The organism is Noviherbaspirillum sp. (assembly GCF_035254865.1).
Classification (GTDB): Bacteria; Pseudomonadota; Gammaproteobacteria; order Burkholderiales; family Burkholderiaceae_D; genus Noviherbaspirillum.
In genome coordinates this window covers 38144-64589 of record NZ_DATFAF010000010.1, presented here as the reverse complement: position 1 = coordinate 64589, position 26446 = coordinate 38144, and the positions used below count along the sequence as shown (strand labels likewise).

General features: G+C 59.1%; 25 protein-coding genes. 14 read left to right on the top strand and 11 right to left on the bottom strand.

Annotated elements, in window-relative coordinates; all coding sequences use genetic code 11:
- The first annotated feature begins 5 nt into the window (after positions 1-5).
- Positions 6-1337 (top strand): Xaa-Pro aminopeptidase, encoded by a 1332-nt coding sequence (pepP, locus tag VJ651_RS02900; protein ID WP_324105975.1) that lies wholly within the window; start codon positions 6-8, stop codon positions 1335-1337.
- Positions 1338-1341: 4 nt separating this feature from the next.
- Positions 1342-2484 (top strand): UbiH/UbiF/VisC/COQ6 family ubiquinone biosynthesis hydroxylase, encoded by a 1143-nt coding sequence (locus VJ651_RS02895; protein ID WP_324105974.1) that lies wholly within the window; start codon positions 1342-1344, stop codon positions 2482-2484.
- A 49-nt stretch (positions 2485-2533) separates the two neighbouring features.
- On the opposite strand, the gene pntB is transcribed toward VJ651_RS02895, so the two are convergent.
- From pntB to panD, 3 genes are all read right to left on the bottom strand, one after another.
- A complete protein-coding gene (pntB, locus tag VJ651_RS02890) occupies positions 2534-3955 on the bottom strand; it encodes a Re/Si-specific NAD(P)(+) transhydrogenase subunit beta (RefSeq protein WP_324105973.1) in 1422 nt (473 codons plus the stop codon).
- 21 nt (positions 3956-3976) lie between these two features.
- Positions 3977-5563, bottom strand: a complete 1587-nt coding sequence (locus VJ651_RS02885) for a Re/Si-specific NAD(P)(+) transhydrogenase subunit alpha (protein ID WP_324105972.1) — start codon at positions 5561-5563, stop codon at positions 3977-3979.
- A 105-nt stretch (positions 5564-5668) separates the two neighbouring features.
- On the bottom strand, positions 5669-6037 hold the full coding sequence (gene panD / locus VJ651_RS02880; protein ID WP_324105971.1) for an aspartate 1-decarboxylase: 369 nt from the start codon (positions 6035-6037) through the stop codon (positions 5669-5671).
- A gap of 495 nt (positions 6038-6532) precedes the next feature.
- On the opposite strand from panD, the gene VJ651_RS02875 reads away from it, so the two are divergent.
- The 4 genes from VJ651_RS02875 to VJ651_RS02860 all read left to right on the top strand — a co-directional run bounded on the left by VJ651_RS02875 (position 6533) and on the right by VJ651_RS02860 (position 10163).
- Positions 6533-7018, top strand: coding sequence for an NUDIX hydrolase (locus VJ651_RS02875; protein WP_324106006.1), 486 nt, complete (start codon positions 6533-6535; stop codon positions 7016-7018).
- A complete protein-coding gene (gene mnmA, locus VJ651_RS02870; protein WP_324105970.1) occupies positions 7011-8123 on the top strand; it encodes a tRNA 2-thiouridine(34) synthase MnmA in 1113 nt (370 codons plus the stop codon). Before VJ651_RS02875 ends, mnmA begins: the two co-directional genes overlap by 8 nt.
- A 134-nt stretch (positions 8124-8257) precedes the next feature.
- Positions 8258-9304 (top strand): hypothetical protein, encoded by a 1047-nt coding sequence (locus VJ651_RS02865; RefSeq protein ID WP_324105969.1) that lies wholly within the window; start codon positions 8258-8260, stop codon positions 9302-9304.
- Positions 9305-9374: 70 nt separating this feature from the next.
- Positions 9375-10163: a hypothetical protein gene (locus tag VJ651_RS02860; RefSeq protein ID WP_324105968.1), complete on the top strand. Its 789-nt coding sequence runs from the start codon at positions 9375-9377 to the stop codon at positions 10161-10163.
- A 180-nt stretch (positions 10164-10343) separates the two neighbouring features.
- Here the strand turns inward: VJ651_RS02860 and VJ651_RS02855 are convergent, their stop codons facing one another.
- Positions 10344-11531, bottom strand: coding sequence for a glycoside hydrolase family 5 protein (locus VJ651_RS02855; RefSeq protein WP_324105967.1), 1188 nt, complete (start codon positions 11529-11531; stop codon positions 10344-10346).
- Between the two features lie 374 nt (positions 11532-11905).
- On the opposite strand from VJ651_RS02855, the gene VJ651_RS02850 reads away from it, so the two are divergent.
- From VJ651_RS02850 to bfr, 4 genes are all read left to right on the top strand, one after another.
- Entirely contained in the window at positions 11906-12472 is a 567-nt protein-coding gene (locus VJ651_RS02850) for a DedA family protein (protein ID WP_324105966.1), read from the top strand.
- A 248-nt stretch (positions 12473-12720) separates the two neighbouring features.
- Positions 12721-12888 (top strand): hemin uptake protein HemP, encoded by a 168-nt coding sequence (gene hemP, locus VJ651_RS02845; RefSeq protein ID WP_324105965.1) that lies wholly within the window; start codon positions 12721-12723, stop codon positions 12886-12888.
- Positions 12889-12940: 52 nt separating this feature from the next.
- Positions 12941-13156, top strand: a complete 216-nt coding sequence (locus tag VJ651_RS02840; protein WP_324105964.1) for a (2Fe-2S)-binding protein — start codon at positions 12941-12943, stop codon at positions 13154-13156.
- 239 nt (positions 13157-13395) lie between these two features.
- Positions 13396-13866 (top strand): bacterioferritin, encoded by a 471-nt coding sequence (gene bfr, locus VJ651_RS02835; RefSeq protein WP_324105963.1) that lies wholly within the window; start codon positions 13396-13398, stop codon positions 13864-13866.
- A 66-nt stretch (positions 13867-13932) separates the two neighbouring features.
- Here the strand turns inward: bfr and VJ651_RS02830 are convergent, their stop codons facing one another.
- A complete protein-coding gene (locus VJ651_RS02830; RefSeq protein ID WP_324105962.1) occupies positions 13933-14541 on the bottom strand; it encodes a glutathione S-transferase family protein in 609 nt (202 codons plus the stop codon).
- Between the two features lie 208 nt (positions 14542-14749).
- Here VJ651_RS02830 and purB point away from each other — a divergent pair, with 208 nt between their 5' ends.
- Both purB and VJ651_RS02820 read left to right on the top strand, forming a co-directional pair.
- The gene (purB, locus tag VJ651_RS02825; protein WP_324105961.1) at positions 14750-16117 is read left to right on the top strand and encodes an adenylosuccinate lyase; all 1368 of its coding nucleotides are present in this window, start codon (positions 14750-14752) and stop codon (positions 16115-16117) included.
- Positions 16118-16302: 185 nt separating this feature from the next.
- The gene (locus VJ651_RS02820; RefSeq protein ID WP_324105960.1) at positions 16303-16755 is read left to right on the top strand and encodes a cytochrome c; all 453 of its coding nucleotides are present in this window, start codon (positions 16303-16305) and stop codon (positions 16753-16755) included.
- A 64-nt stretch (positions 16756-16819) separates the two neighbouring features.
- On the opposite strand, the gene VJ651_RS02815 is transcribed toward VJ651_RS02820, so the two are convergent.
- The 6 genes from VJ651_RS02815 to queA all read right to left on the bottom strand — a co-directional run bounded on the left by VJ651_RS02815 (position 16820) and on the right by queA (position 23155).
- Complete coding sequence (locus tag VJ651_RS02815) at positions 16820-17500, bottom strand: cytochrome b/b6 domain-containing protein (protein WP_324105959.1); 681 nt, start codon at positions 17498-17500, stop codon at positions 16820-16822.
- A 76-nt stretch (positions 17501-17576) separates the two neighbouring features.
- The gene (gene secF, locus VJ651_RS02810) at positions 17577-18515 is read right to left on the bottom strand and encodes a protein translocase subunit SecF (RefSeq protein WP_324105958.1); all 939 of its coding nucleotides are present in this window, start codon (positions 18513-18515) and stop codon (positions 17577-17579) included.
- A 95-nt stretch (positions 18516-18610) separates the two neighbouring features.
- Positions 18611-20473, bottom strand: coding sequence for a protein translocase subunit SecD (gene secD / locus VJ651_RS02805; RefSeq protein WP_324105957.1), 1863 nt, complete (start codon positions 20471-20473; stop codon positions 18611-18613).
- A 79-nt stretch (positions 20474-20552) separates the two neighbouring features.
- Entirely contained in the window at positions 20553-20897 is a 345-nt protein-coding gene (yajC, locus tag VJ651_RS02800) for a preprotein translocase subunit YajC (RefSeq protein WP_136418856.1), read from the bottom strand.
- 111 nt (positions 20898-21008) lie between these two features.
- Entirely contained in the window at positions 21009-22136 is a 1128-nt protein-coding gene (tgt, locus tag VJ651_RS02795; RefSeq protein WP_324105956.1) for a tRNA guanosine(34) transglycosylase Tgt, read from the bottom strand.
- The gene (queA, locus tag VJ651_RS02790) at positions 22130-23155 is read right to left on the bottom strand and encodes a tRNA preQ1(34) S-adenosylmethionine ribosyltransferase-isomerase QueA (protein ID WP_324105955.1); all 1026 of its coding nucleotides are present in this window, start codon (positions 23153-23155) and stop codon (positions 22130-22132) included. Before queA ends, tgt begins: the two co-directional genes overlap by 7 nt.
- A gap of 152 nt (positions 23156-23307) precedes the next feature.
- Here queA and recG point away from each other — a divergent pair, with 152 nt between their 5' ends.
- The gene (gene recG / locus VJ651_RS02785) at positions 23308-25389 is read left to right on the top strand and encodes an ATP-dependent DNA helicase RecG (RefSeq protein WP_324106005.1); all 2082 of its coding nucleotides are present in this window, start codon (positions 23308-23310) and stop codon (positions 25387-25389) included.
- An 83-nt stretch (positions 25390-25472) separates the two neighbouring features.
- Entirely contained in the window at positions 25473-26429 is a 957-nt protein-coding gene (locus VJ651_RS02780) for a hydrogen peroxide-inducible genes activator (protein WP_324105954.1), read from the top strand.
- The last annotated feature ends 17 nt before the right edge of the window (positions 26430-26446 follow it).

Here is a 26446-nt window from a genome sequence, read left to right as displayed (position 1 = left end):
CGCAAATGAAATCGTACGCAGCCCGACGTGCGGCATTGATGAAGCAGATGCAGGCCAAGGGTGGCGGTGTCGCCATCATCCCGACCGCACCGGAAGTCATGCGCAATCGCGATTCCGACTATCCCTATCGGCACGACAGCTATTTCTATTACCTCTCGGGTTTCGACGAGCCGGAAGCCGTGATCGTGCTGATCGCGGGCGAGAAGAATCAATCGATTCTTTTCTGCCGCGAGAAGAATCTCGAACGTGAAATCTGGGATGGCTATCGCTATGGCCCGGAGGCGGCGCGCGAAGCCTTTGGTTTCGATGTGGCGCATGCCGCCAGCGCGCTCGACGCCGAAATGCCGAAATTGCTCGCCAATGCACCGGCCCTGTTCTATGCCCTGGGCAGCGACAGCAAACTCGACAGGCAAGTGCAGGACTGGTTGCAGGCGGTGCGCATGCAATCGCGCGCGGGCATTGCCGCCCCAGCGGTTGTCCACGACGTCCATGTGCTGCTGGATGAGATGCGCCTGATCAAGGATGACGCCGAGATTGCCATCATGAAGCGCGCCGCCGCCATTTCCGCCGAAGCACATCGCCGCGCGATGCAGACCTGCCGCCCCGGCTTGCGCGAATATCATCTGGAAGCCGAACTGCTTCATGAATTCCGCCGCAATGGCTCGCAATATCCGGCTTATGGATCCATCGTCGCCACCGGCGCCAATGCCTGCGTACTGCACTACCGTGCGAGCGACGCGGAAATCAGGGACGGCGACCTGGTCCTGATCGACGCCGGCTGCGAGCTCGACAGCTACGCGTCCGACATCACGCGCACCTTCCCCGCGAGCGGCAAGTTCACCGGGCCGCAAAAGGCACTGTACGAAATCGTGCTCGCGTCCCAAGCCGCGGCGATCGCCGAAATCCGTCCCGGCAAGCGCTTCATGGACGGCCACGACGCCGCCGTTCGCGTGCTGGCGCAAGGCATGCTCGACACCGGCTTGCTGGACAAGAACAAGGTCGGCAGCCTGGACGATGTGATTGAAAAAGGGGCGTATCGCCAGTTCTACATGCATCGCACCGGCCACTGGCTGGGCATGGACGTGCATGACGTCGGCGAATATCGCGAGACGACGGTGCTCGACGGAGAAAAACCATGGCGTGCCTTGCAGCCCGGCATGGTATTGACCGTCGAACCCGGCATTTATGTGCGCCCGGACCCCGGTGTGCCGGAAGCATTCTGGAATATCGGCATTCGCATCGAAGACGATGCGCTGGTGACGGAGAACGGCTGCGACATCATCACTGAAGCAGCGCCCAAGACCGTCGCGGACATTGAAGCCGTGATGAAGCGCTGAAGCAATGGCAACAACGGATTTCGATATCGCCATTTGCGGCGCCGGCCCCGTCGGCCTGGCGCTCGCATTGCACCTCGTCAAACGTGGCACCCCGGCGGCCCGCGTCGCCCTGATCGACGCCAAGCCACTGGAAACGGTGTCGCGAGATCCGCGCTCCATTGCCCTTTCCTATGGCAGCCGCCAGATCCTGGAAGGAGTCGGGGCATGGCCCATCCCGGCCGACGCGATTCATCAAATCCATGTTTCGCGGCGCGGGCACTTTGGCCGCACGATCATCGATCGCGAAGAATATGGTATTCCGGCGCTGGGTTACGTGGCGCGTTACGGCGTCCTGGTGTCGACAATGGCCGCGCTTGCAGAGCGAAACGGCATTACGACACTGCGTCCGATCCATGTCACTTCGTCGCTGGAACGCGCCGATTCCGTCGAGTTGAAATGTTCGAACGGCCGCTCCCTCACCACGGAAATCATGGTGCAAGCCGAGGGCGGCGTGTTCTCTGAACAAAGTACCAAATCGATCAGTCGCGATTACCAGCAGACAGCGATCATCGCGCACGTGAGCTGCAGCCAGCCAATTGCGCATCGCGCGTTCGAGCGTTTCACCGAGGAAGGCCCGCTGGCCCTGCTGCCGCAAGACGATGGCTATGCGATGGTCTGGTGCGCGCGTCCAGCCACGGCATCGCGCCTTCATGCATTGCCGGACAGCGAATTCCTGGCCGAATTGGAGGGCGTATTCGGCAGTCGGCTCGGCAGGTTTACCGGCATCACGCCGCGCGTCACCTATCCGCTCGGCCTGAATGCCCATGCCGCGATATCGTCCAGAACGGTTGCCATCGGCAATGCAGCGCAGACCCTGCATCCAGTCGCCGGACAAGGCATGAATCTCGGCTTGCGTGATGCAGCCGTGCTGGCACGCCTGCTTGCGCGCGAAGCGACAGCGGAAATGCTGCAGCGATTCATTCAAATGCGGCAATCGGACCGCAAGCTCACCATCACCTTGACCGATACCCTGGCCCGCATCTTCGCCAGCGCGCCGGACGGCGCTTTGTCGCAAGCGGCACTGGGATTCTCACTGGCAATGGTGGACGCGTTGCACCCCGCGAAGCGAATGCTGGCTGAACAAATGCTGTTCGGCCAACGGGAATAAAAAAGCCGCGCAATGCGCGGCTCTTTCACACAACGAGGCGGCCTTTCGATCAGGCTGCTTTCAGGGAAACCAGCACTTCGTCCAGCATCTTCTTTGCATCGCCGAACAGCATGCGATTGTTTTCCTTGTAGAACAGCGGATTATCGACACCTGCGTAGCCGGAAGCCATGCTGCGCTTCATGACGATCGAGGTCTTGGCCTTCCACACTTCCAGGACAGGCATGCCGGCGATCGGGCTGGAAGGATCTTCCTGTGCAGCCGGATTGACGATGTCATTGGCACCAATCACCATCGCGACGTCCGTGTCGCCGAAGTCGCCGTTGAGCTCGTCCATTTCCTGCACGATGTCGTAAGGCACCTTCGCCTCGGCCAGTAGCACGTTCATGTGACCAGGCATGCGACCCGCGACCGGATGAATGCCGAAGCGCACGTTCACGCCCTTCTCGCGCAGGAATTTGGTGATCTCATAGACGGTGTGCTGTGCTTGTGCCACTGCCATGCCATACCCCGGCACAATGATCACGTTCTTGGCTTCACGCAGCAGTTCGCTGGTCTCGGCAGCCGTGACCGGCGACACTTCGCCTGCCGGTTGCGCCGCGCCGCCCGCCGGTGCGGGCTTGCCGCCTTCCGTGCCGAAACCGCCGGCAATCACGCTGATGAAGTTGCGGTTCATCGCGCGGCACATGATGTAGGAGAGGATGGCACCGCTCGAACCCACCAGTGCACCGGTCACGATCAGCAAGTCGTTCGACAGCATGAAACCGGTTGCCGCCGCCGCCCAACCCGAGTAGCTGTTGAGCATCGACACCACGACCGGCATGTCGGCGCCGCCGATTGCCATCACCATGTGAATACCGAACAGCAAGGCAATCACGGTCATGACGATAAGCGGAGTCATGCCTGCGCCGACCGTCTCGGCATGCAGGAATTGCCTGCCGAAATAGATCACGATCAGCAGGGCCGCGAGATTGAGAAAGTGGCGCCCGGGCAGCAGCAAGGGCTTGCCGCCGATGCGGCCGGACAATTTGCCGAAGGCGATGATCGAACCGGAGAAGGTCACCGCGCCGATCAGGACACCGACGTAGATCTCGACTTCGTGGATGGCCTTTTCCGCACCGCTGAAGCTTGCGCTTGCGGCAGGATCGACGTAGCTGGCATAACCGACCAGCGTTGCGGCTAGACCGACCAGGCTGTGCATCAATGCCACCAGTTCCGGCATTTGGGTCATCTGCACCGTCCGCGCTGCGTACAGGCCGATCGCGCCGCCAACGACCATGGCGCCAATGATCCACGGAATGCCGGCCGTCGTGACATGCGTCCCGAAGACCGTCGCGAGCACGGCGATTGCCATGCCGATCATGCCGTAGAGATTGCCGCGTCGAGCAGTTTCCGGATTCGACAATCCGCCAAGACTGAGAATGAAGAGAATGGTAGCGCCCAGGTAAGCGACTGTTGTGAGACTTTCAGACATTTTTATCGGCTCCCTTTATTTTTACTTGCGGAACATCGCCAGCATGCGACGCGTAACGGCAAAGCCACCGAACATGTTGATCGAGGTGAGCACGATACCGACCACGGCCAGCCAGCGGATCAAGTCGCCCGGGCGTTCAATGCCTGCGGCGAGCGGGGGCGCGATTTGCACCAGCGCGCCGATGGCAATGATGCTCGAGATCGCGTTGGTCACGCTCATGAGCGGCGTATGCAGCGAAGGCGTGACGTTCCACACCACCATGTACCCGACGAAGCAAGCCAGTACGAACACCGTGAAGTGGCCGAGGAATGCCGCCGGCGCAAAGGCGCCAATCAACCAAAACAGCGCGGCAGCGACACCGAACAGAACCGCGATGCGCGAGCCGGAAGCCGGTTCGCTTGCAGCGCCATGGCCATGACCTTTCGCTGCCGGAGCAACGGCAGCCGGCTTGGCGGCCGGCGGTGCGGCCGGCAGCTTGGGCGCCGGCGGCGGCCAGGTGACTTCCCCGTTCTTGATGACGGTCAGGCCGCGGATGGCGTCGTCTTCCATGTTGACGTCGATGATGCCGTCCTTGGTCTTGCACAACTCCTCGGTAAGCCGCAGCAGGTTGTTCGAGTACAGCGTCGACGATTGCTTCGACAGGCGGCTGACCAGATCGGTATAGCCGACGATGGTCACGCCATGCTTCACCACCACCTGGCCGGGCTCAGTCAGTTCGCAGTTGCCACCTTGCTCGGCCGCCATGTCGACGATGACGCTGCCCGGCTTCATGCTCTTCACCATCTCGGCCGTGATCAGCTTCGGCGCCGGCTTGCCGGGGATCAAGGCAGTAGTGATGATGATGTCCACTTCCTTCGCCTGCTTGGCATACATCTCGCGTTGAGCCTTCTGGAAGCCTTCGCTCATCACCTTGGCGTAGCCGCCGCCGCCGGAGCCCTCTTCCTCGTAATCGACCTTGACGAATTCGCCGCCCAGCGACACTACCTGGTCGGCCACTTCGGCACGGGTGTCGTTGGCGCGCACGATGGCGCCCAGGCCTGCGGCGGTGCCGATCGCAGCCAAGCCGGCCACACCTGCGCCCGCGATGAAGACCTTGGCCGGCGGAATCTTACCGGCTGCCGTCACTTGCCCGCTGAAGAAGCGGCCGAATGCATTGGCAGCCTCGATGACGGCGCGATAACCGGCAACGCCTGCCTGGGAAGTCAACGCGTCCATCTTCTGGGCGCGGCTCAGAGTGCGCGGCAGCGAGTCGATGGCCAGCACGGTCGCCTTCTTGGCAGCAAGCTGCTTCATCATTTCCGGGTTTTGCGCCGGCCAGATGAAGCTGATCAAGGTGCCGCCTTCGCGCATCATCGCAACTTCGTCAGGGTTCGGCCCGCGCACCTTGAACACGATATCGGACGACGCCCACAGCTTGGCGGCGCTGTCGACGATCTGCGCACCCGCAGCGCGATAAGTCTCGTCGCTGAAGTTCGCCGCATCGCCCGCGCCGGACTCGACGGTGATGGAGAAACCGAGCTTGATCAGTTTTTCAACAACGTCGGGAACGGTTGCAACACGTTTTTCGCCCGGGAAAATCTCCCGTGGTACTCCGATAGTCAGAGGCATACGCTTTCCCCTTGGTGGTTATGAAAGTGGATATTCATGTGGAGGGAACGGCACTGCGGCCGCACCTTTTCTTTTATTCTGGACAGGGCGGTTTTTCTTCTGCCCTCATGCAGGCGACTTTTTAAGTCCTGTGATCTGATTCTTTTCATCGACGAAAACAATCTTCGGCACATACGTCTCAACCTCTGCGTCGCTCATCGGCGCGTAGGTACAAATGATCAGAAGGTCCCCCAGGTGGGCACGGCGCGCCGCTGCGCCGTTGAGCGAGATCTCGCCGCTGCCGCGCTTGCCCTTGATGGCGTAGGTCGAAAAGCGTTCTCCGTTGTTGATGTTGTAGAGCTCGATCTTCTCAAACTCTTTGATATCGGCGGCGTCCAGCAAGTTCTGGTCGATGCCGCAGGATCCTTCATAGTGCAGATCGGCCTGTGTGACGGTGACTCGATGGATCTTCGACCGAAGCATGATGCGTTGCATTTTTTCTCCTAATTACACAATTCCACGCCGCGCAGACAAAGCCTTGTTGCGGCAATTTGATTTCCGATGAATAGGCGGGAAATGGCAGCATGAAGTCGGCCCGACCGGTGTACGGCAGGCATGTCGATCGCCACGTGCTTCTCCCATGTTCAATTCTTACACCGATCTTACACGGAAACCAAAAAATAGCACAATCGTTCTTTTTTATTCTCTTGTTGATCGGGGCCACAAAGCCGGCATTTTTTTCTTGTTTACACCGATTCCCACAGAGGATAAATGAAAAAAGCGGCGAAAAAAGAATTTAGCGACTTTTTTAAGCGCGCATTCGAAACTTGTTTGAAAAAATTGTGCAACATCAAGAAGTTTTCCGTACCGACGCTGAATATTCGGCTTCCTGGCAGTCTTGTTTGCAACACGGGCAGCCAAGCGCAGTCGATGCGAGCGCGGCGCGAGCCGCCCATGCACGGTAAAATGGCGCCCTCTTCAAGGGATACTATGAGTGAAGTCTGGAAACCTTCTGTAACGGTCGCTGCCATCATCGAGCGTGACGGCCGTTTTTTGCTGGTCGAAGAAGAGACCAGTGATGGCATTCGTTTCAACCAGCCGGCGGGGCATCTCGATCCGAACGAGTCGCTGATCGACGCCGTGGCGCGCGAAACGCTCGAAGAAGCGGCTCACGACTTTACGCCGACCGCACTGGTGGGCATGTACATGTCGCGTTATCTGTCATCGCGGACCGGGCAGCAGGTCACCTACCTGCGCTTTGCGTTTACCGGAGAACTCGGCGCAGCGCACGACCGCCCGCTCGACCATGGCATTCTCCGCACCGTGTGGATGACGCGCGAAGAAATGCTGGCATGCGAAAGCAAGCACCGCAGCCCGCTCGTGCTGCGGTGTGTCGACGATTACCTCGAAGGCAAGCGTGCCCCGTTGTCGCTGCTTTACACGCATCCGAGCGCCACCGGGGTGCTGCATGGCTAAGAAGCGTGTCGTGATCGGCATGTCCGGCGGCGTCGACTCGTCCGTGTCAGCCTGGCTTCTGAAGGAACAAGGCTATGAAGTGATCGGCCTGTTCATGAAGAACTGGGAAGATGACGACGATTCGGAATATTGCTCGACGCGCCAGGACTGGATCGATGCGGCGAGCGTGGCCGATGTGGTGGGAGTCGATATCGAAGCGGTGAATTTCGCCGCCGAATACAAGGACCGCGTGTTCGCGGAATTCCTGCGTGAATACCAGGCCGGCCGCACGCCCAATCCCGATGTGCTGTGCAATGCGGAGATCAAGTTCAAGGCTTTCCTTGACCACGCAATGAAGCTTGGTGCCGATCTGATCGCAACCGGTCATTACGCCCGCGTGCGCCAAGCTGAGTCCGGCCGGTTTGAGTTGCTGAAAGCGCTCGACGCCAGCAAGGACCAGAGTTACTTCCTTCATCGGCTGAACCAGGCGCAATTGTCGAAAACGCTTTTCCCGCTCGGCGAAATCCCCAAGACCGAGGTGCGTCGTATCGCAGAGAAAATCGGTCTGCCGAACGCAAAGAAAAAGGATTCGACCGGCATCTGCTTCATTGGAGAACGTCCTTTCCGCGAATTTCTGAATCGCTATCTGTCATACAAGCCGGGGCCGATGAAGACCCCCGAGGGCAACACGGTCGGAACACATGTCGGCTTGAGTTTCTACACGCTGGGCCAGCGCAAGGGGATCGGCCTGGGCGGCATGAAGTCATACCAGAATGCCGAAGGAAGCAGCGATGCCTGGTACGTCGCCAGGAAAGACATCGAACACAACACCTTGTACGTCGTCCAGGGACATGATCATCCATGGTTGCTGTCGTCGTCCCTCGAGGCCGAACAGGCCAGCTGGATAGCGGGCGAGCCACCGCAGTCCAAAATGCTGAATGCAAAGACGCGCTACCGGCAGGCGGATGTGCCATGTGCATTTTCACCGGCCGGAGCGGACGGCTTTTCGCTTGCCTTTCCGGCCGCCCAATGGGCTGTCACCCCCGGCCAGTCCGCCGTTCTCTATGACGGCGAAATCTGCCTGGGCGGCGGGATCATTGCAGGTCACACCATCCAGCCAGCCTAAGCGACATTCTTGTTGAAATTGCCAGAATTGCGGCAGCCGATTATCATGTTCAACGTTATGCTTTTGCCAATTGGCAATGCATTAACCGTATCGGCAACTCCACTCCATCCTTTTTACACTGGGAACGGCGAATCATGACAATTTCGACATCTCGCGCCACGAAGGCGATACTGATCGGCGCAACGCTTTTGCTTGCGGCCTGCGGCGGCGGAGGCGGCAGCACCGGATCGGCAAACGGCTCGGGAACGGGCAGTTCAACACCGGTGACCGGTGTCGCGATCACCTCAGCCAATTCCAAGGATGTGAGCTCGCAGGTTTACTCCGCTTCGCAAGGATTGAATAACCAGGTGACAAGCACCCCGGGGATCGTCACTGCAGTCAGCACCAGCGGCAACGGAAGCGGCTTGCTGGACGCGGCGCTGCAGCAATTGTATCTGGCGCTCGAACATCAGTCCGCCAGCCTGCCCGTCAGCGTCACCGCCACCGATACTGCGAGTTGCAGTGGCGGCGGCAGCGTAACGTTTACCGCAACTGCTGCCAACAGCTCGACGGTCTCCGCTGGAGATCAGGTGACGATCAATACCAGCAATTGCGTGGAAGGCACGGTCAAGATGAACGGCTCGTTGCATATGGTCTTCAACAGCATCACCGGCACGCCCTCCATGACATCGGCGTGGAGCGCCGCATTGGGGCTGACCTTTACCGGCTTTTCGGTCACCGAGAATTTCACCGGTGCTTCGAATACGGCAACGGGTGACCTGGCGCTTACCTACAACCAATCCGGGCTCAATAACGCGAGCTTCTCCGGCAGCGGCAATTCATTGCAGATGCACATCGTGAACGGGGCATCGACCACCGACTACACGCTGACTTCCTATGATTATTCCGGATCGGTTACTCCTGCCAATCTGTACACCTACCGTGCAAACTTCACGGTGAATGGTAACTTCCCACGCCTCGGAAATGCGACTTACGTTGTGCACACCACGACCGACTTCAAGCAGCAGCGCGGCTCGTATCCGTCGCAGGGCGTCATGACCGTGACGGCAGGCGACAATTCCTCGCTCAAGTTCACCGTTGTCAACACAAACACAGTTCAGCTGGGCCTCGACAAGAACAACGATGGTGTCATAGAGGAAACAATTACGACTACGTGGTCGGAATTGGACAGTTTGTCCTGACGCAACTTTCTGGCGAAAAAGGGGGGCCTCGGCGCCCCTTTTTTGTTCCCCGGATGCATACTATGCAGAAATGAAACCTTTCCTGTTCGCCATTTCCTTGGGTGCCGGCTTCCTCGCCTCTGCTTCCGCCTGTGCGGAATGGCAGTATTCCGCGGGAGGCGGATTGCGCTATGTACGCATGACCGAATCGGACAACGGCGGACGGCAACTGGTGCGGGAACACGGCTGGCTTCCCGGTCTCAGCCTGAATGCTACACATCGGCGCGACGCGTGGAGCATTGGCGTTTCCGGTGAAATTTACGGCGCCGACCTGAACTACGATGGGCGTCTTCAAAACGGCGTGTCTTTCTGGACCGATACCGCAACGACGCAAGGCCGCATCGCGACCGAACTGTCCCGAAAATTAACTGAAAATACCTCGGTCCTTGGCGGGCTGGAATATGACGAATGGCACCGCCATGTGCTGGGTCGCGGCACCGTGGCCGGGGTCAACGAACGCTATTCGTCCTGGCGCCTGCGGGCGGGGGTCGCCACGACAGCGATTCGCATGTCTGCCGCCAGCTTCACCTTCAAAGGCATGATGATATTTGCGCGACCCGAGCGGCTGCGTGTGCATTTCGAGAATCAGCTGTATGACGATGCACGCTTTTCCACCAAGCCGGCGATCGGACTGCGCCTGGGGATGACTGCATTTCCGCGCGCATTGCCGAACCTCTCGTTCGGGCTCGACCTCGACTGGATGCGAATCAGGCGCAGCGACGATGGAACGCTGTACAAAGACGGGATCCCGACCGGAACAGTCGCCCAGCCGGAGCATCAGCGCAGTGCGCTCGGCTTTCACGCCGATTACCGTTTCTGACGGTCGCGGACGGCAAGCCGGCATGGCGGCCGTCGCTTGATCGTTCCGACTTCTTCACAGGTGCAAGCACATCGCCGCAGTTCAGCAGCCCCGCGCTTTTTGCATGGGGCGGCGCAACGATCGTGCGGCCGCGCCCGTAGCGAAAACATTCGCTTTGCGATTGCGGACATTGCGGTATCGTTACCCCTTCCAGTACTTTGAATACACGGCAAGAACGTCGGCCTTGACGACATCGGCGCCGGTCGTCGAGTCTTCGACAATCACCGCATATTCGCCAGGGTTCGATGTGTTTTGCCGCCACTGCCATCCGGTGTAGCCGATCCCGGCCGCATTCATCCGGCGCAGCCCCGCCTCCAGGTAAAACTCGTCGAGATCGTCACCGGTTCGCACGCCAAACTGTTGAATGAATACGGGAACATTGCGCGATGCTTTCATTTTCACCAGTGCGGCGAGTCGCGTCTCCAGGTCGGCGATGTTTTCCGCCGGCGTCTTGTTGGTCCGCACGAAGAGATTACCGGTGTATACGACCCGGTTCGCCCATCGAGATGCCGCAATATACGCTTCGTCGCACAGGTTGATGTTGTAGGCGTCGCGCGGCCCAACCAGAAATGGCGTCCGCTTGTCCCCGGCGATGTCTTCGATGGCCGCCATCAGCTCTTGATAAAAAGCGGACACATCGCCGCCATAGGAAGCGTCCCTGCCAGCCAATGGTTCAGGCAGCAGTTCATAGAAGGCGATCTTCGGATAATCCTTGAGAATGCCGGCAAGGTAGATCCACGCTTCCTTGAAGCGCTGGCGCTGCGTCAGATCAGTCCAGAAGTTGCGGCCACCGGGATAGGCGCCGTCTGGATCGCAGTACTGGACCATGGATGCATCCTGAAGGCCGTTCTGGCCGCAGTTGGAGTCAACGACCGGAACGACCCATAACCCGGCATTCAGACACCACTGAATCTCCTGCAGAAACCGGGCCAGATGATCGGGCTTGAAGTGGCCTGGGGCCGCATCGGCCCGACTTTCGACATCCGTAACGCCATATAGTCCCCACCAGCGAATGAGGACGCGAACGACATTGCCTCCCTGGGCGGCGATCGTTGCGGCGTCATCGCTTCGCATCTTGCCCCAGGTGCCTTCATTGATTCCGCGAAGCGTAACCGCCGAGCCATCCGTTCCCAGCATGCTTGCGCCGCTTAGCGTCAGTCTCGCGACTGGCGCCGGTGCGGGCGGCGTGGGATCCGGTGTGGGTGCCGGCACCGGAGTAGGCGTGGAAGTCGGCGACGAGCCATCACCACAGGCGGCTGAGGCGAGAATGCTTAACAGCGAAATGAGAGCGGTTCTGCGCCCGCGCGAGAGGAGTATTTCCTCACTCATGGCAGGTCCGAACTGATGGATGACCGACGAGAAGCATCCACTTTCTCAACTTCGGCATGCCGGTATGCGCCATGGAATTCAAAATCATTATTTGCCACGTCAAGTTTGCCTGCGGTGAAATATGACAGGTCGGCATCTCGACAGCTTGAGCCAAGTCGACCTATGCCGTGTTCGAAAACTGTTTAAACAACATGCAGTTGGAGAATCTGCCAGAACACATGCAAGTGCCGATAAGCGTCGCGTGACTGTAGCCATCGGCATTTTCAGTTGCCCGGCGTCAAGAAAGTCCTTGCAACTTTTATCCAGCTTCAAACTCTATCGCGAAGCCACTTTGGCCCGTCAACGTTTCTGCCAGGATTCCACATATTGAACGCATGGATATTGCTCACCTGATACAAACCTACGGCTACTTTGCCGTGGCCTTGGGAAGCTTCCTGGAAGGGGAAGCGGTTCTGCTCGCCGGCAGTCTTGCTGCTTACCATGGCCATCTTGCCCTCGCCGCAGTCATGGGGATTGCTGCTGTCGCAAGTTTCATGGGCGATCTGCCATATTTCTTTGCGGGGCGTCGCTATGGCGCACGAGCCCTTCGACGCTTTCCTTCGCTCCGGCAGAGGAAGAGGCGGGTGGAAAGTCTGATGCACAAGCATCACATCATGCTGGTACTGTGTCTGCGCTTCCTCTACGGCATGCGCGTTGCCGGCCTGCTGGCCTTGGGAATGAGCAGGATTTCAACCCTGCGCTTCCTGGTCCTGGATCTTTTCAGCGCCGTCCTGTGGTCGGCGAGCATCTGCGCCGCCGGATACGGTGCTGGTGGCTTCTTTCGAAGAATATTCACTGAAGGGGTAGCGCCTGAGCAGCTTGCGCTACCGGTCGCCGTCCTCGCGGGCACAGTTCTTTTCTGGATGGTCTGGCGCCGTGCCGTGGCCGCCTTGGGCGATTAACTAGCCCCACAACCCTCGACCTGTTCAACGGACAGGCTCACCCGAGGCGCAAAATATGACCCGATGCCGGTGATCGCTTGCGACCTAAGCAAGGTTCATGACAATTCGGCGCCCGGACGTCGCTGCGGCAAATACATCTAGTCGCAGGAAAATCCTTGCAATCCCCACTTGAATCGATCATAATCTAAATGCGAATTGTTCTCATTTGCATAAATGATCACATCATGACCGGACTTGCTCAAAAATGTATGCAAGCGTCCCCCGAGGATGCTCCCACCCGATCCGCCACCGGGGAAATCGCGCGCATCAAGAGCGAAGATCTGTTCCGGCAGCAGCGTGAGGTGGAAATCGATCACCAAGGACGGATTTACCGGCTCCGGCTGACGCAATTGAACAAGCTGATCCTGACCGCCTGACACGGCACGGAACAAGCTAATTTTTCAGAATTTCGCCATACAAGGTGCATCAATGATTGTTTGTGTTTGCAACAATGTGTCCGAAAGCAAAATCCGCCAGGCGGTGGATTCAGGAATCAGCACGATGCCGGCACTACGCGCCGAGCTCGGCGTCGGCAACTGCTGCGGCAGATGCCATTCCTGCGCAAAAACCGTGTTGCGCGAATGCCTCGAAGACGGCGTGCGCGAGGCACAGCCCGTGATGTTGCAGACTGCAATCGCAGCCTAGGCACTGGATTCGCAAGGACATTCTCCAGGCCAATGCAAGCCGGTTCACGCTTGCTTCCCTTTTTCCTCGCTATTCATGCCAGCCTGCGGCCAGCCATTACCGCTGATTGACGGAAAAGGAAATGCAATCGGTGTAATGGAAAAAACAACACCGTGCGCTATGATGATTATTCGACCGCAGGCCGATTGATCCGCAGGATCAATCGCTCCGATTAATCACATCCCACCATAGAGGTCTTCATGAAGGGTGATCCCAATGTCATCAGGTTGCTGAATGCACAGCTCACCAACGAGCTCACCGCGATCAACCAGTATTTTCTGCATGCCCGTATGTATAGGCATTGGGGCCTGGAAAAAATCGCGAAGAAGGAATATGAAGAATCAATCGGCGAAATGAAGCATGCGGACAATCTGATCAATCGCATCCTGATGCTGGACAGTCTGCCTAATCTGCAGGCGCTTCACAAACTGATGATCGGTGAAAACACGCCGGAGATGCTGGAGTGCGACCTGAAGCTGGAGACGATGGCGCAACAGACCGTCAAGGATGGCATCGCCGCATGTGAGGCCGCCGGCGACTACGTGTCGCGTGATCTTCTCCAGGATATTCTGGATGATACGGAAGAACATATCGAGTGGCTGGAAACCCAGCGCGAACTGATCGACAAGGTCGGCCTGCCGAATTACCTGCAGTCGCAGATGGGCAACTAGGCAGCATCGCGCATGAAAAAAGGGCAGTCGATCATTCGACTGCCCTTTTCGTTAGCGCCCGCAGATTTATTGCGGAACCGTGTCCTTGAATGACTGACGCTCGCAGAGCTTGTCGAAAAGCTTGGCAAGATTCGCGTGTTCGCTGCGCCAGTCGATTTCCGGAAAGCGAAATGACAGCCAGCCGAGCGCGCAGCCGACTGAAACATCGGCAAGCGTGTAATGATTGCCGCAGCAAAAAGGGGTGTCTTTCAATCCGGCCGACATCGCCTTCAGCCCCGCATGGACTTTTCCCATCTGGCGCTCGATCCAGTCGGCGCTTTGCAGCGTTTCCGGACGCTGTGTGCGCTCCAGCCGCACCAAGATGGCCGCGTCCAGCACGCCGTCGGCGAGGGCTTCCCAGCATTTGACCTCGGCACGCTCGCGGCCGTTGGGAGGAATCAACTTGCCAACCGGCGTCAGCGTGTCGAGATACTCGACGATGACGCGTGAGTCGAACATCGCTCCGCCGTCTTCCATGACCAGGCAAGGCACCTTGCCGAGCGGATTGGACTGCTGAATCGTGGTGTCGGGCGACCAGACATTTTCCAAGACGAGCTCGTAATCGAGCTTCTTTTCCGCCATTACAACGCGGACTTTGCGGACATAAGGACTGGCGAGAGAACCGATGAGTTTCATAGAAGCGTATGTGAGGAATTGCTTGCGATTATAGCATTGAGGAAGCGCGCAACGGCGGCTGGACGCGGCTTTCGGACGGTCGACTGTTGCGTGGATCCGATTTTTTCGGGCCGATCGCAAATGGTAAAATGGCGGATTGCACTGCGTTTGCGCGATGGTTTTGCCGCTTTAACGCGCCTTTTTACTGACTTCTCCGCTTTTCACTATCATGTCGCTCTCCTCTCTTTCCGCCCTATCTCCGTTGGATGGCCGCTACGCCGCCAAGACCGACAAGCTGCGCCCGATCCTGTCCGAAGCCGGCTTCATGCACCATCGCGTGAAGGTGGAAATCGCATGGCTGCAGGCATTGTCCGCTGCCGGATTCGCGGAGATCAAGCCTTTTTCGGCCGCGGCCAGCACGCTGCTGGACAAGCTGGCGAGTGAGTTCAGCGAAACCGATGCCGAACGCATCAAGGCGATCGAAGCGGTCACGAATCACGATGTGAAGGCGGTCGAGTACTGGCTAAAGGAAAAGGTCAAGGATGTGCCGGAGCTGGTCGCCGCATCCGAATTCATCCATTTCGCCTGCACCTCGGAAGACATCAACAATACCTCGCACGGCATGATGCTCAAGGCGGCGCGCAACGATGTGTTGCTGCCGGCCTTGCAGAGCGTGATTGCGAAACTGACCGATATTGCGCACGCCAATGCCGCATTGCCGATGCTGTCGCGCACCCATGGTCAGCCGGCCAGCCCCACCACACTTGGCAAGGAAATCGCCAACGTGGTTGCGCGCTTGAAGCGCGCCGAGCAGCGTATCGCCTCCGTCGAAATCCTTGGCAAGATGAACGGTGCGGTCGGCAATTACAACGCCCACCTGTCAGCCTATCCGGAATTCGACTGGGAATCGTTTTCGAAGAATGTAATCGAGCAGCGTCTCGGCCTCGGCTTCAATCCTTACACGATCCAGATCGAACCGCATGACTACATGGCGGAACTGTTCGATGCTATCGCACGCGCCAACACCATTCTGCTCGACCTGAACCGCGACGTCTGGGGTTACATCTCGCTCGGTTATTTCAAGCAGCGGACCAAGGCGGGCGAGATCGGCTCTTCCACCATGCCACACAAGGTCAATCCGATCGACTTCGAAAATTCCGAAGGCAATCTTGGCCTGGCGAATGCCGTGCTGAAGCATCTCTCGGAAAAACTGCCGGTGTCGCGCTGGCAGCGCGATCTGACCGACTCTACGGTCTTGCGCAACATCGGCGTCGCCTTCGGTTATGCGGTGCTTGCCTACGACAGCTGCCTGCGCGGACTGAACAAACTGGAAGTGAATCCGTCGCGCCTTGCGGAAGATCTCGACGCAACCTGGGAAGTCCTGGCCGAGCCGGTGCAAACCGTGATGCGCCGCTACGGCATCGAGAATCCTTACGAGCAGTTGAAGGAACTGACCCGCGGCAAAGGGATTTCGAAGGAAGCGCTGCGCGAATTCATCAATGGACTGGCGATCCCGCAGCAGGCAAAAGATCATCTGCTCGCCATGACGCCAGCCAACTATATCGGCCACGCCGAAAAATTGGCGCGTCAGATCTGATTCTCTGCAGTGTGGGGCGCCCCTGGCGCCCCACCTCGCCGCTCCTCTCCATTCCTCTAGCAATTCGTATCGGTCGCGCGGGGCCGTGTTGCGCAAGGAAAATGGAAGATTGCTATGATATGAGCCCGTTTTACCAACAAGCAATTTCCCGGGTCGCTCGTATTCATCCAACGATAGGAGATCACATGAAGCCTCTGTTTGCCAGCATCGCATTGACCACTCTGATTGCAGTCCCCTTCTCTGCCCAGGCGCAGTTTGCCAAGCCTGAGGATGCTGTCAAATACCGGCAATCCGCGCTCTCGGTCATGGGGACGCACATGGGGCGCGTTGGCGCGGTGGTCAAGGGCGAGAAAGCATACAACAAGGCGGCGGTCGAATCGGATGTCGCTGTGATCGAAACAATGTCCAAACTGCCATGGAGTGCATTCCCTGCGGGTTCGAATCTGAGCAACTCGAAAGCCAAACCGGAAATCTGGAAAGAACAGGACAAGTTCAAGGCAGCTGCGGAAAAAATGCAGTCCGAAGTGGTTAAATTGTCCGCTGCGGCAAAATCGGGCGACCAGAATGCCATCAAGGCTGCATTTGGCGAAACCGGCAAGGCCTGCAAGAGCTGCCACGACGATTTCCGCAACAAGTAATCCCGACTTCGGATCCGCCCGCGCTTGCAGCCGGGCGGATTCCGCGCATATTCCCGCGGCGAGCTCAGGCAAGCGGCTGCGGCGACAGATTCACCACGTAATACACACCGGCCGCGCAGAGTGCGAGAAGCATCAGCGCCAGCATGCGCATCAGCCAGGAGTCGTTGGCGGCCGGGGCATCAAGGTCCATCATCTGATCGCCGGTAATCATCGGCCGGACCAGATTCTGTTTCTTCCTGAAATAGTAGTAAGCAATCGCCGCGACATGCAGCGCAACCAGCACATACAACAAGGTGGCACTGACCTCCTTGTGAAACCAGGTGATCTGGTCCGACAGATCCTTGCTGATGAATTTGACCAGCGGCCCGTCATTGGCGATATCGTCATTTGAAAACAAGCCGCTGACGGCCTGTGCCAGCAAATTTGCAAGCAAGGCGAATACCGACAGGCTGCCGAGCGGATTGTGTCCGAGGTAGCGCTCTTTCAGCGCTTGCTTGTGGGCGCGCACATAAGCAAGGATCGTCGACGGACTGTAGATAAAGCTGGAAAACCGGGCGTAGCGCGTGCCGGCCAATCCCCACAGGATGCGAAAGGCAATCAAGGCAAGTACCGCGTAACCTGCACGAAAATGCCATTCCATGGCATTGCCGCCGATTTCCTGCGTGACGACCAGGATCACGACCAGCGCCACCAGCGACCAGTGAAAGAGACGAATCGGCAAATCCCATATGCGCACTTTTTTCATGTGTTCTCCTTGTGCATAAAGAGTCTCGTCAAAAAAAAACCGGCTCGCAAGCCGGCTTTGGTACACCACGATGCGGTCAGACCACCGCACCGCCGGTCTCATCCTTTTCCTTCACGGGCTTGATCAAGTCTTCACGCTTGACGCCCAGCCACATCGCGACCGCAGCGGCAACGAAGACCGACGAGTAGATGCCGAACAGAATGCCGATGGTCAGCGCCAATGCGAAGTAATGCAGCGTTGCGCCACCCAGCACCAGCATCGACAGCACCATCAACTGCGTACAGCCGTGGGTGATGATGGTACGCGAGATCGTGCTGGTAATCGCGTTGTCAATCACTTCCATGACGGGCGCCTTGCGCAGCTTGCGGAAGTTTTCACGGATCCGGTCGAAGATAACGACCGATTCGTTCACCGAATAGCCGAGCACGGCCAGCACGCCGGCCAGCACCGACAGCGAAAATTCCCACTGGAAGAAGGCAAAGAAGCCGAGGATGATCACCACGTCATGCAGGTTGGCGATGATAGCCGCGACGGCAAATTTCCATTCGAAGCGCACTGCCAGGTAGATCATCACGCCGATTACCACCATCGCGAGTGCCGACAAGCCGTCGTGCGCGAGTTCTTCGCCGACCTGCGGGCCGACGAACTCGACGCGCTGCAGCTTCACGTCCGCAGCCTGCGCCTTCAGGGCCGAGAAGACTTTTTCGCTCTGTTGTGCCGATGTCGTTCCCTTCTGCACCGGCAGGCGAATCATCACATCCTGGGCTGTGCCGAAATTCTGCACCTGGGTATCGGTGTAGCCGAGCGCTTCGACTGTCTTGCGAATGCCCTCGATGTTGGCTGGTTTCGCATACGTCACTTCCATCACCGTGCCGCCGGTGAATTCGATGGAAAGATGCAGGCCCTTGTGCCAGAGGAAAAACACGGCGGCGACGAACGTGAGTGCGGAAACCACGTTGAACACCAGCGCATGGCGCATGAAGGGAATGTCTTTTTTGATGCGGAAAAATTCCATGTCACATCCTGTTATTCAGTGTTGCTTTCATCCACCTTGATGGATATTTGCAGTCGGTTTCGCACGTCCTCCACCCAGCGGGCGGAGAACACGCCTTATGCGTTTCCCGGCTTCCAGATCTGACCGATGGAGACGGAAGCGAGTTTCTTCTTGCGGCCATACCAGAGATTGACCACGCCGCGCGACACGAATACCGCGGAGAAGATCGAGGTCAAAATGCCGAGGCAGTGCACCACCGCGAATCCGCGAATCGGGCCGGAACCGAAGATCAGGAGCGCCAGGCCGACGATCAGCGTCGTGACGTTGGAGTCGAGAATCGTCGCCCACGCCCGTTCGAAGCCAGCCGCAATGGCCGCCTGCGGCGTATTGCCGGAACGCAGTTCTTCGCGAATGCGCTCATTGATCAGCACGTTGGCGTCGATCGCCATACCCAGAGCCAGCGCGATAGCGGCGATACCCGGCAGGGTCAACGTCGCCTGCAGCAACGAGAGCAGCGCGATCAGCAGCAGAACGTTGACCGCCAGCGCCAGCACGCTGAAGAAGCCGAACAGCATGTAGTACAGCATCATGAATGCGGAAATCGCGACGAAGCCGTACAGCGTCGAGTTGAAGCCTTTCTTGATGTTCTCGGCGCCGAGTGCCGGGCCGATCGTGCGTTCCTCGACGATTTCCATCGGCGCCGCCAGGGAGCCGGCGCGCAAGAGCAGTGCCAGGTCATTCGATGCTTCGGCGGAACCCATGCCGGTGATCTGGAAACGCGCCCCCAGTTCGTCGCGGATGGTGGCGACCGTCAGTACCTCGCCCTTGCCCTTTTCGAACAGCACGATCGCCATCAGCTTGCCGATCTTGTCGCGCGTGGCTTCGCGCATCTTGCGCCCGCCGTCGCCATTGAGGTCGATGCCGACTGCCGGCTGCTGGTTCTGGTCGAAACTGGCGGTTGCGTTCGCGATGTAGTCGCCGGTGATGATCGGATCCTTGTAGAGGACGACGGGAGCGCCGCGGCCTACCTTGAACAGCTCGGATCCGAACGGAATGGTTGCGGTTTCCTCGGTCCCGCGGAGTACGGATTCGTCGACCATGCGCACTTCCAGTGTCGCCGTGCGGCCGATGATGTCTTTTGCGCGCGAAACGTCCTGCACGCCGGGCAATTGCACGACGATCCGGTCGGCGCCCTGGCGCTGGATCAAGGGCTCGGCCACGCCAAGTTCGTTCACACGCTTGGACAGGGTGCTGATGTTCTGCTGCACCGCGTTCTCCACCGTGGTCCTCAATGCCTCGGGCTTCATGTTTGCAATGAGCTTCGGACCGGCGCTGTCGTCCGCATCGGTCAGGATCAGTTCACTCAGCTGCGAAGCCAGCACTTCCTTTCCCTTGGCGCGGGTTTCCGCGTCATGGAACTTGATTTCGATCGCGTCGCCATTACGGTTGATGCCGGCGTGGCGGACATTCTTGTCGCGCAACATGCTGCGCATGCTGGCCTGCAGGCCTTGCAGTCGCTTGTTCAACACTGCCCTGGTGTCGACTTGCATCAGGAAGTGCACGCCGCCGCGCAGGTCCAGGCCGAGCGACATCGGCAGTGCGTGCATGCTCTGCAGCCAGCCCGGCGTGTTTGACAACAGATTGAATGCGACACTGTAAGTCGGATCGTTGGAATCGGTATTCAGTGCTCTTTCCAGCAAAGCCTTGGCCTTGAACTGGGTATCGGTGTCATTGAAGCGCACGCGCACCGAGCCATGCGTGCCGGTAACGTCGTACAACACATTTTCCGGCTTGATTCCGCCTTCCTGAAGCAGCTGCTCCACCTTGCCCATCATGCTGCTGTCGACCTTGACGGTGGCTTTGGCGCTGCTGACCTGCACGGCAGGCGATTCGCCAAAGAAGTTCGGCGTCGTGTACAGGGCCCCGAAGATCAGGGCGATGACGATGACGATGTATTTCCAGATGGGGTAGCGATTCATAGGGATTTCAGCATTGAATGTCGGGCTTGAGAAGCATTGTCAGGGATGCCCGGTCTCGCGCATCCCGCAATTATCCCGATTACAGCGACTTGATCGTGCCTTTTGGCAATAAAGTGGTGACAGCTGCCTTCTGGGTGACAACTTCGGTGCCGTCGGCGATTTCGACCGTCACATAGGCGTCGGTCACCTTGGTTACCCGGCCGAGAATGCCGCCCGCGGTAACGATTTCATCACCTTTGGCCAGGGCTTCCATCATGGCCTTTTGTTCCTTCTGGCGCTTCATTTGCGGGCGAATCATCAGGAAGTACAGCACCACGAACATCAGGATGATCGGCAGGAAGCTCATCAGGCTGCCTTCAGTGCCGCCGGCCACGGTTTGTGCGAATGCGTTGGAAATGAACACGTTATTGCTCCAAGTTGTCATGAGGATTAACCCGGCATTTTAGCATTCGCCGCCCGGTTTCCCTGCAATGTTGAAAAACCCTTCCAATCGGGACAATTCAGAGGGCAGACATGGGTCACGGACGACAACGACCTATACGCCCCGCGCCCTGTCCGCATGGAACTGCACGACGAAGGTCTGGAAGCGGTCGGCATCGATCGCCGCCCGCATTTCGCGCATCAGTTGCAGATAGTAATGCAGGTTGTGAATGGTATTCAGTCGCGCGCCGAGAATTTCGCCGGCGCGATGCAAATGGTGCAGGTAAGCACGGGAAAAGTTGCGGCAGGCATAACATTCGCAGGTTTCGTCGAGTGGTTGCTCGTCCTCCTTGTAGCGCGAATTCTTGATCTTGATGTCGCCGAAACGCGTGAACAGCCAGCCATTGCGGGCGTTGCGGGTAGGCATGACGCAGTCGAACATGTCGACACCGTTCGCCACGCCGGCAACCAGGTCTTCAGGCGTGCCAACCCCCATCAGGTAGTGCGGCCTGTCTTCCGGCAGGCGCGGGCCGATGTGCTGCAGCACCCGCATCATCTCTTCCTTCGGCTCACCGACCGACAGGCCGCCGATGGCATAGCCTTCAAAGCCGACCTCCCGCAAGCCGGCGAGCGACTCGTCGCGCAGGTTTTCGAACATGCCGCCCTGCACGATGCCGAACAGGGCATTCGGGTTTTCGCCCTTGTCGAATTCATCGCGCGAGCGCTTCGCCCAGCGCAGCGACATGCGCATCGATTTTGCCGCTTCCTGCTCGGAGGCCGGATTGCCGTCGATCTCGTAGGGCGTGCACTCGTCGAACTGCATCACGATGTCGGAATTGAGTACGCGCTGGATCTGCATGGAGATCTCGGGCGAGAGGAACAGCTTGTCGCCGTTGATCGGCGAGGCGAACTTGACGCCCTCTTCCGTGATCTTGCGCATCGCGCCCAGCGAAAAGACCTGAAAACCGCCGGAATCGGTCAGGATCGGTTTAGTCCAACCCATGAAGCGATGCAGTCCGTCGAACTTGCCGACAACGTCGAGGCCGGGACGCAGCCACAGGTGAAACGTGTTGCCGAGGATGATCTGCGCATCGATCTCGTGCAACTCGACGGGCGACATGGCCTTCACCGAACCATAGGTGCCCACCGGCATAAAGGTCGGCGTTTCCACCACGCCGTGGTTGAGCGTCAGGCGGCCGCGGCGCGCCTTGCCGTCGGTCTTGATGAGTTTGAAATTTAGCATGTGGGGTTCTTCGTTAACAGCATGGCGTCACCGTAACTGAAAAAACGGTAACGCTGTTCGATCGCGTGCGCATAGGCGGCACGGATGCGCTGGTAGCCGGTAAAGGCCGATACCAGCATCAACAGGGTCGATTTCGGCAAATGGAAGTTGGTGATCATGCGGTCGACCGTCTTGAACGCATAGCCGGGCGTGATGAACAAATTGGTATCCGCGCTGCCGGCTTGCAGCGCTCCCGACTGGGATGCCGACTCGAGCGCACGCATGCTGGTTGTGCCGACTGCGACGATATCGCGCCCCGCAGACTTTGCTGCGTGCACCGCATCCACCGTCTCTTGCGGCATGGTGTACCACTCGCTGTGCATCTTGTGCTCGGCCAGGTTCTCGGTGCGCACTGGCTGGAAGGTGCCGGCGCCGACATGCAGCGTCACGTAGGCGAATCGCACGCCCTTGTCGCGCAGCTTGTCGAGCAGCGGCTGGTCGAAATGCAAACCGGCCGTGGGCGCAGCGACCGCGCCCGGCTCTTTTGCGTAGACGGTCTGATAGCGCGTTTCGTCGAATTCGTCGGCTGCATGCTCGATGTACGGCGGCAGCGGCAGCCGGCCGTGCGCTTCGATCAGATCGAACACATCCGAAGGAAACGTGAGCGTGAAAAACTCGCCAGCGCGTTCGCCAACCAGCACGTCGAAGGCGTCGGCCAGCCGCATCCTGCTGCCCGGATGCGGCGACTTGGAGGCACGCACCTGGGCATGCACGGTGCGGTGGTCGAGGACACGTTCGATCAGCACTTCGACCTTGCCGCCGGTTTCCTTCGCACCGAAGAAACGTGCCTTCAGCACGCGCGTGTTGTTGAAGACCAGCAGATCGCCCGGCGCGAACAAGTCGACAATGTCCGCAAAGGCACGATCGACCAGCGTGTCACCGTCGACGTGCAGCAGCCGGGATGCGCTGCGCTGCGGCAGCGGCACTTGCGCAATCAGTTCCTGCGGCAAGTGAAAATCAAAATCGGAAAGAGAATACATGCGTCAGAATGGCGTCGAGGCGGAATGTTGTAATACCCTTTCGGGAAGGCGTCCGCACTTAGCAGAATTGCCATACAATGACTGACGCTTCCGCCGGCCTCGGCCGGATCAAACCCGCTATTTTACGCCCTGCCGCACGATTTACATTGGATATGCCCGCCGCAAAGCGAAAGCCCGCAGCCCCCGCCAAACGAAAGACCAGCACCAGCGAGAGCAAGCTCGCGAAACTCGGCCTGCGCTCGGACATGGATCTGGTGCTGCACCTGCCCCTGCGTTACGAGGATGAGACGAAAATCGTGCCCATCCGCGAGGCAGGCTTCATGGCCGGAAACGCAGCGCAGGTCGAAGGCGTGGTGGCCGAATGCGACATCCAGTACCGGCCGCGACGGCAGCTCGTCGTGACTATCACCGACGACTCGGGCCCTCTGGTAATGCGCTTCCTGAATTTTTACGGCAGCCAGGTGAAGCAACTGGCTGCCGGCACGCGGGTGCGGGCGCGCGGCGAAGTGCGGCACGGCTTCTTCGGCGCGGAAATGGTCCACCCGGTCTATAAAGTGGTGCAGGAGGGCGATCCCTTGCCCAATGCGCTCACGCCTGTGTACCCGGCCGGTGAAGGCCTGTCGCAGGCCTTCCTGCGCAAGGCAATCGCCAATGCGCTTTCGCGCGTTGACTGGCGCGACACGCTGGCCCCCGCGCTGCTGGCCTCGCTCAAGCTGCAGCCCTTCGAGCCCTCGGTGAAACTGCTGCACAATCCGCCGCCGGACGTGGATGAAAACGCATTGATGGAGCATACGCATCCGGCCTGGATCCGGATGAAGTTCGACGAGCTGCTGGCGCAGCAGCTGTCGCTCAAGCGGGCGCAGGCGGCACGCCGCGCCAAGGGCGCCGCGGCCTTGCCGGTGATCGGCGACCTGTCGACGAAATTCCTCGCCAATCTGCCATTCCAGCTGACTGGCGCGCAACAACGCGTACTGGACGAGATTCGCGCCGACTTGCGCGAATCCTTCCCGATGCAGCGGCTGCTGCAGGGCGACGTCGGCAGCGGCAAGACCGTGGTCGCCGCGCTGGCGGCGGCGCAAGCCATCGATAGCGGCTTTCAGGCGGCACTGATGGCGCCGACCGAAATCCTCGCGGAGCAACACTTTCGCAAGATTGCGATGTGGATGGAGCCACTCGGTGTGAAGGTCGCGTGGCTGACCGGCAGCCTGAAGAAAAAAGAAAAGGAAGCGTCCCAGGCGCTGATTGAATCGGGCGACGCGAAGCTCGTGATCGGCACACACGCGCTGATCCAGGAGGGCGTGGAGTTCGCGCGACTCGGCCTCGTGATCGTCGACGAACAACATCGTTTCGGTGTCGGACAGCGCCTGGCTTTGCGCAACAAGGGGCTGGACGCCGGGGACGCGGCGCACACCGTGCCGCATCAGTTGATGATGTCCGCCACGCCGATTCCCCGCACCCTGGCGATGACCTATTACGCCGATCTGGAAGTGTCGGTGATTGATGAATTGCCGCCGGGACGCACGCCGATTGTCACGCGCATCGTCGACCAGAACCGGCGCGACGAGGTGATCGAGCGCGTGCATGTCGCTGCGCTCGAAGGCCGGCAGGTGTACTGGGTCTGTCCACTGATCGAGGAATCGGAAGCACTGCAACTGCAGACCGCGACCGATACGCACGCGATGCTCGCGCAAGCATTGCCGGAATTGCAGGTCGGACTGGTGCACGGCCGCATGAAACCGGCCGAGAAGCAGATCATGATGGATGCCTTTACGCGCGGCGACATTCATGTACTGGTCGCGACCACCGTCATCGAGGTCGGGGTCGATGTGCCGAACGCCTCGCTGATGGTGATCGAACACGCGGAACGCTTCGGCCTGTCGCAGTTGCATCAGTTGCGCGGGCGGGTCGGCCGCGGGTCGGCCGCGAGCGTGTGCTTACTGCTCTATCAGAGCCCGCTCGGTCCGACCGCGAAACAGCGGCTGATGACGATGCGGGAAACCACCGATGGCTTCGAGATCGCGCGCCGCGATCTCGAAATTCGCGGTCCGGGAGAATTCCTGGGAGCGCGACAGTCGGGCCAGGCGATGCTGCGTTTTGCCGATTTGCAAACGGACCAGTGGCTGGTGGAAAAAGCGCGCAATATTGCTCAAATGTTATTGCATGACGATCCGGCAACGGTCGAGGCGCATCTGGCGCGCTGGCTGGGCGGACGCGAAGAATTCCTGAAAGTCTGATTTCAATCCGTGCGCCCCGGTGCATAGTCTTATACTATGGCAGTTGCTGCCAATTCATTCACTGGTACCGAGGCAAAACAAACATGACTCTTACCGAATTGAAATACATCGTCGCCGTCGCGCGCGAGAAGCATTTCGGCCATGCTGCGGAGGCTTGCTTCGTCGCGCAGCCGACCTTGTCGGTTGCGATCAAAAAACTGGAAGATGAACTTGGCGTGGTGATTTTTGAACGCGGCGGAATGGAAATCTCGATGACGCCGCTCGGTGCGCAGATTGTCGCGCAGGCAGAACGGGTGCTGGAGCAAACCGCCGCCATCAAGGAAATCGCCAAACAGAACAAGGATCCGCTGGCGGGCCCCTTGCGCCTCGGCGTGATTTATACGATCGCGCCCTACCTGCTGCCGCCGCTGGTGAAAACCATGATCGAGCAGGTGCCGCAAATGCCGCTGGTGCTGCAGGAAAACTTCACGGTACGGCTCATCGAATCCTTGCGCCAGGGCGAACTGGACGCGGCGATCATGGCCCTGCCGTTCTCGGATCAGGGTTTGATGGTGCAAGCCCTGTACGACGAACCGTTTGTCGTTGCCCTGCCCAAACACCATGCATGGGCAAAGCGCGAATCGATCGCCGCGGAAGAACTGAAATCCGAGACCATGCTGTTGCTTGGCAATGGGCACTGCTTCCGCGACCAGGTGCTGGAGGTGTGTCCGGAGATGTCGCGCTTCTCCACGACTGGCGACGGCATCGCGCGCACCTTCGAAGGTTCATCGCTGGAAACCATCCGCCATATGGTCGCCTCGGGCATCGGCATCACGGTCCTGCCGAAGGCATCGGTGCCGGACATGCAGACCAAGGACGGCATGCTGCGCTACATTCCTTTTTCGCCGCCCGATCCGTCGCGCCGCGTCGTGATTGCCTGGCGCAAGAGTTTTACCCGCAAGGCGGCGATTGATGCGATACGCCAGGCTGTATTGTCCTGCGACTTGCATGGCGTGACCATGCTGCATGACGCGGAGACCGCCGAGGCCATGGAAGCCTGACCCAGACAACGAGGCAG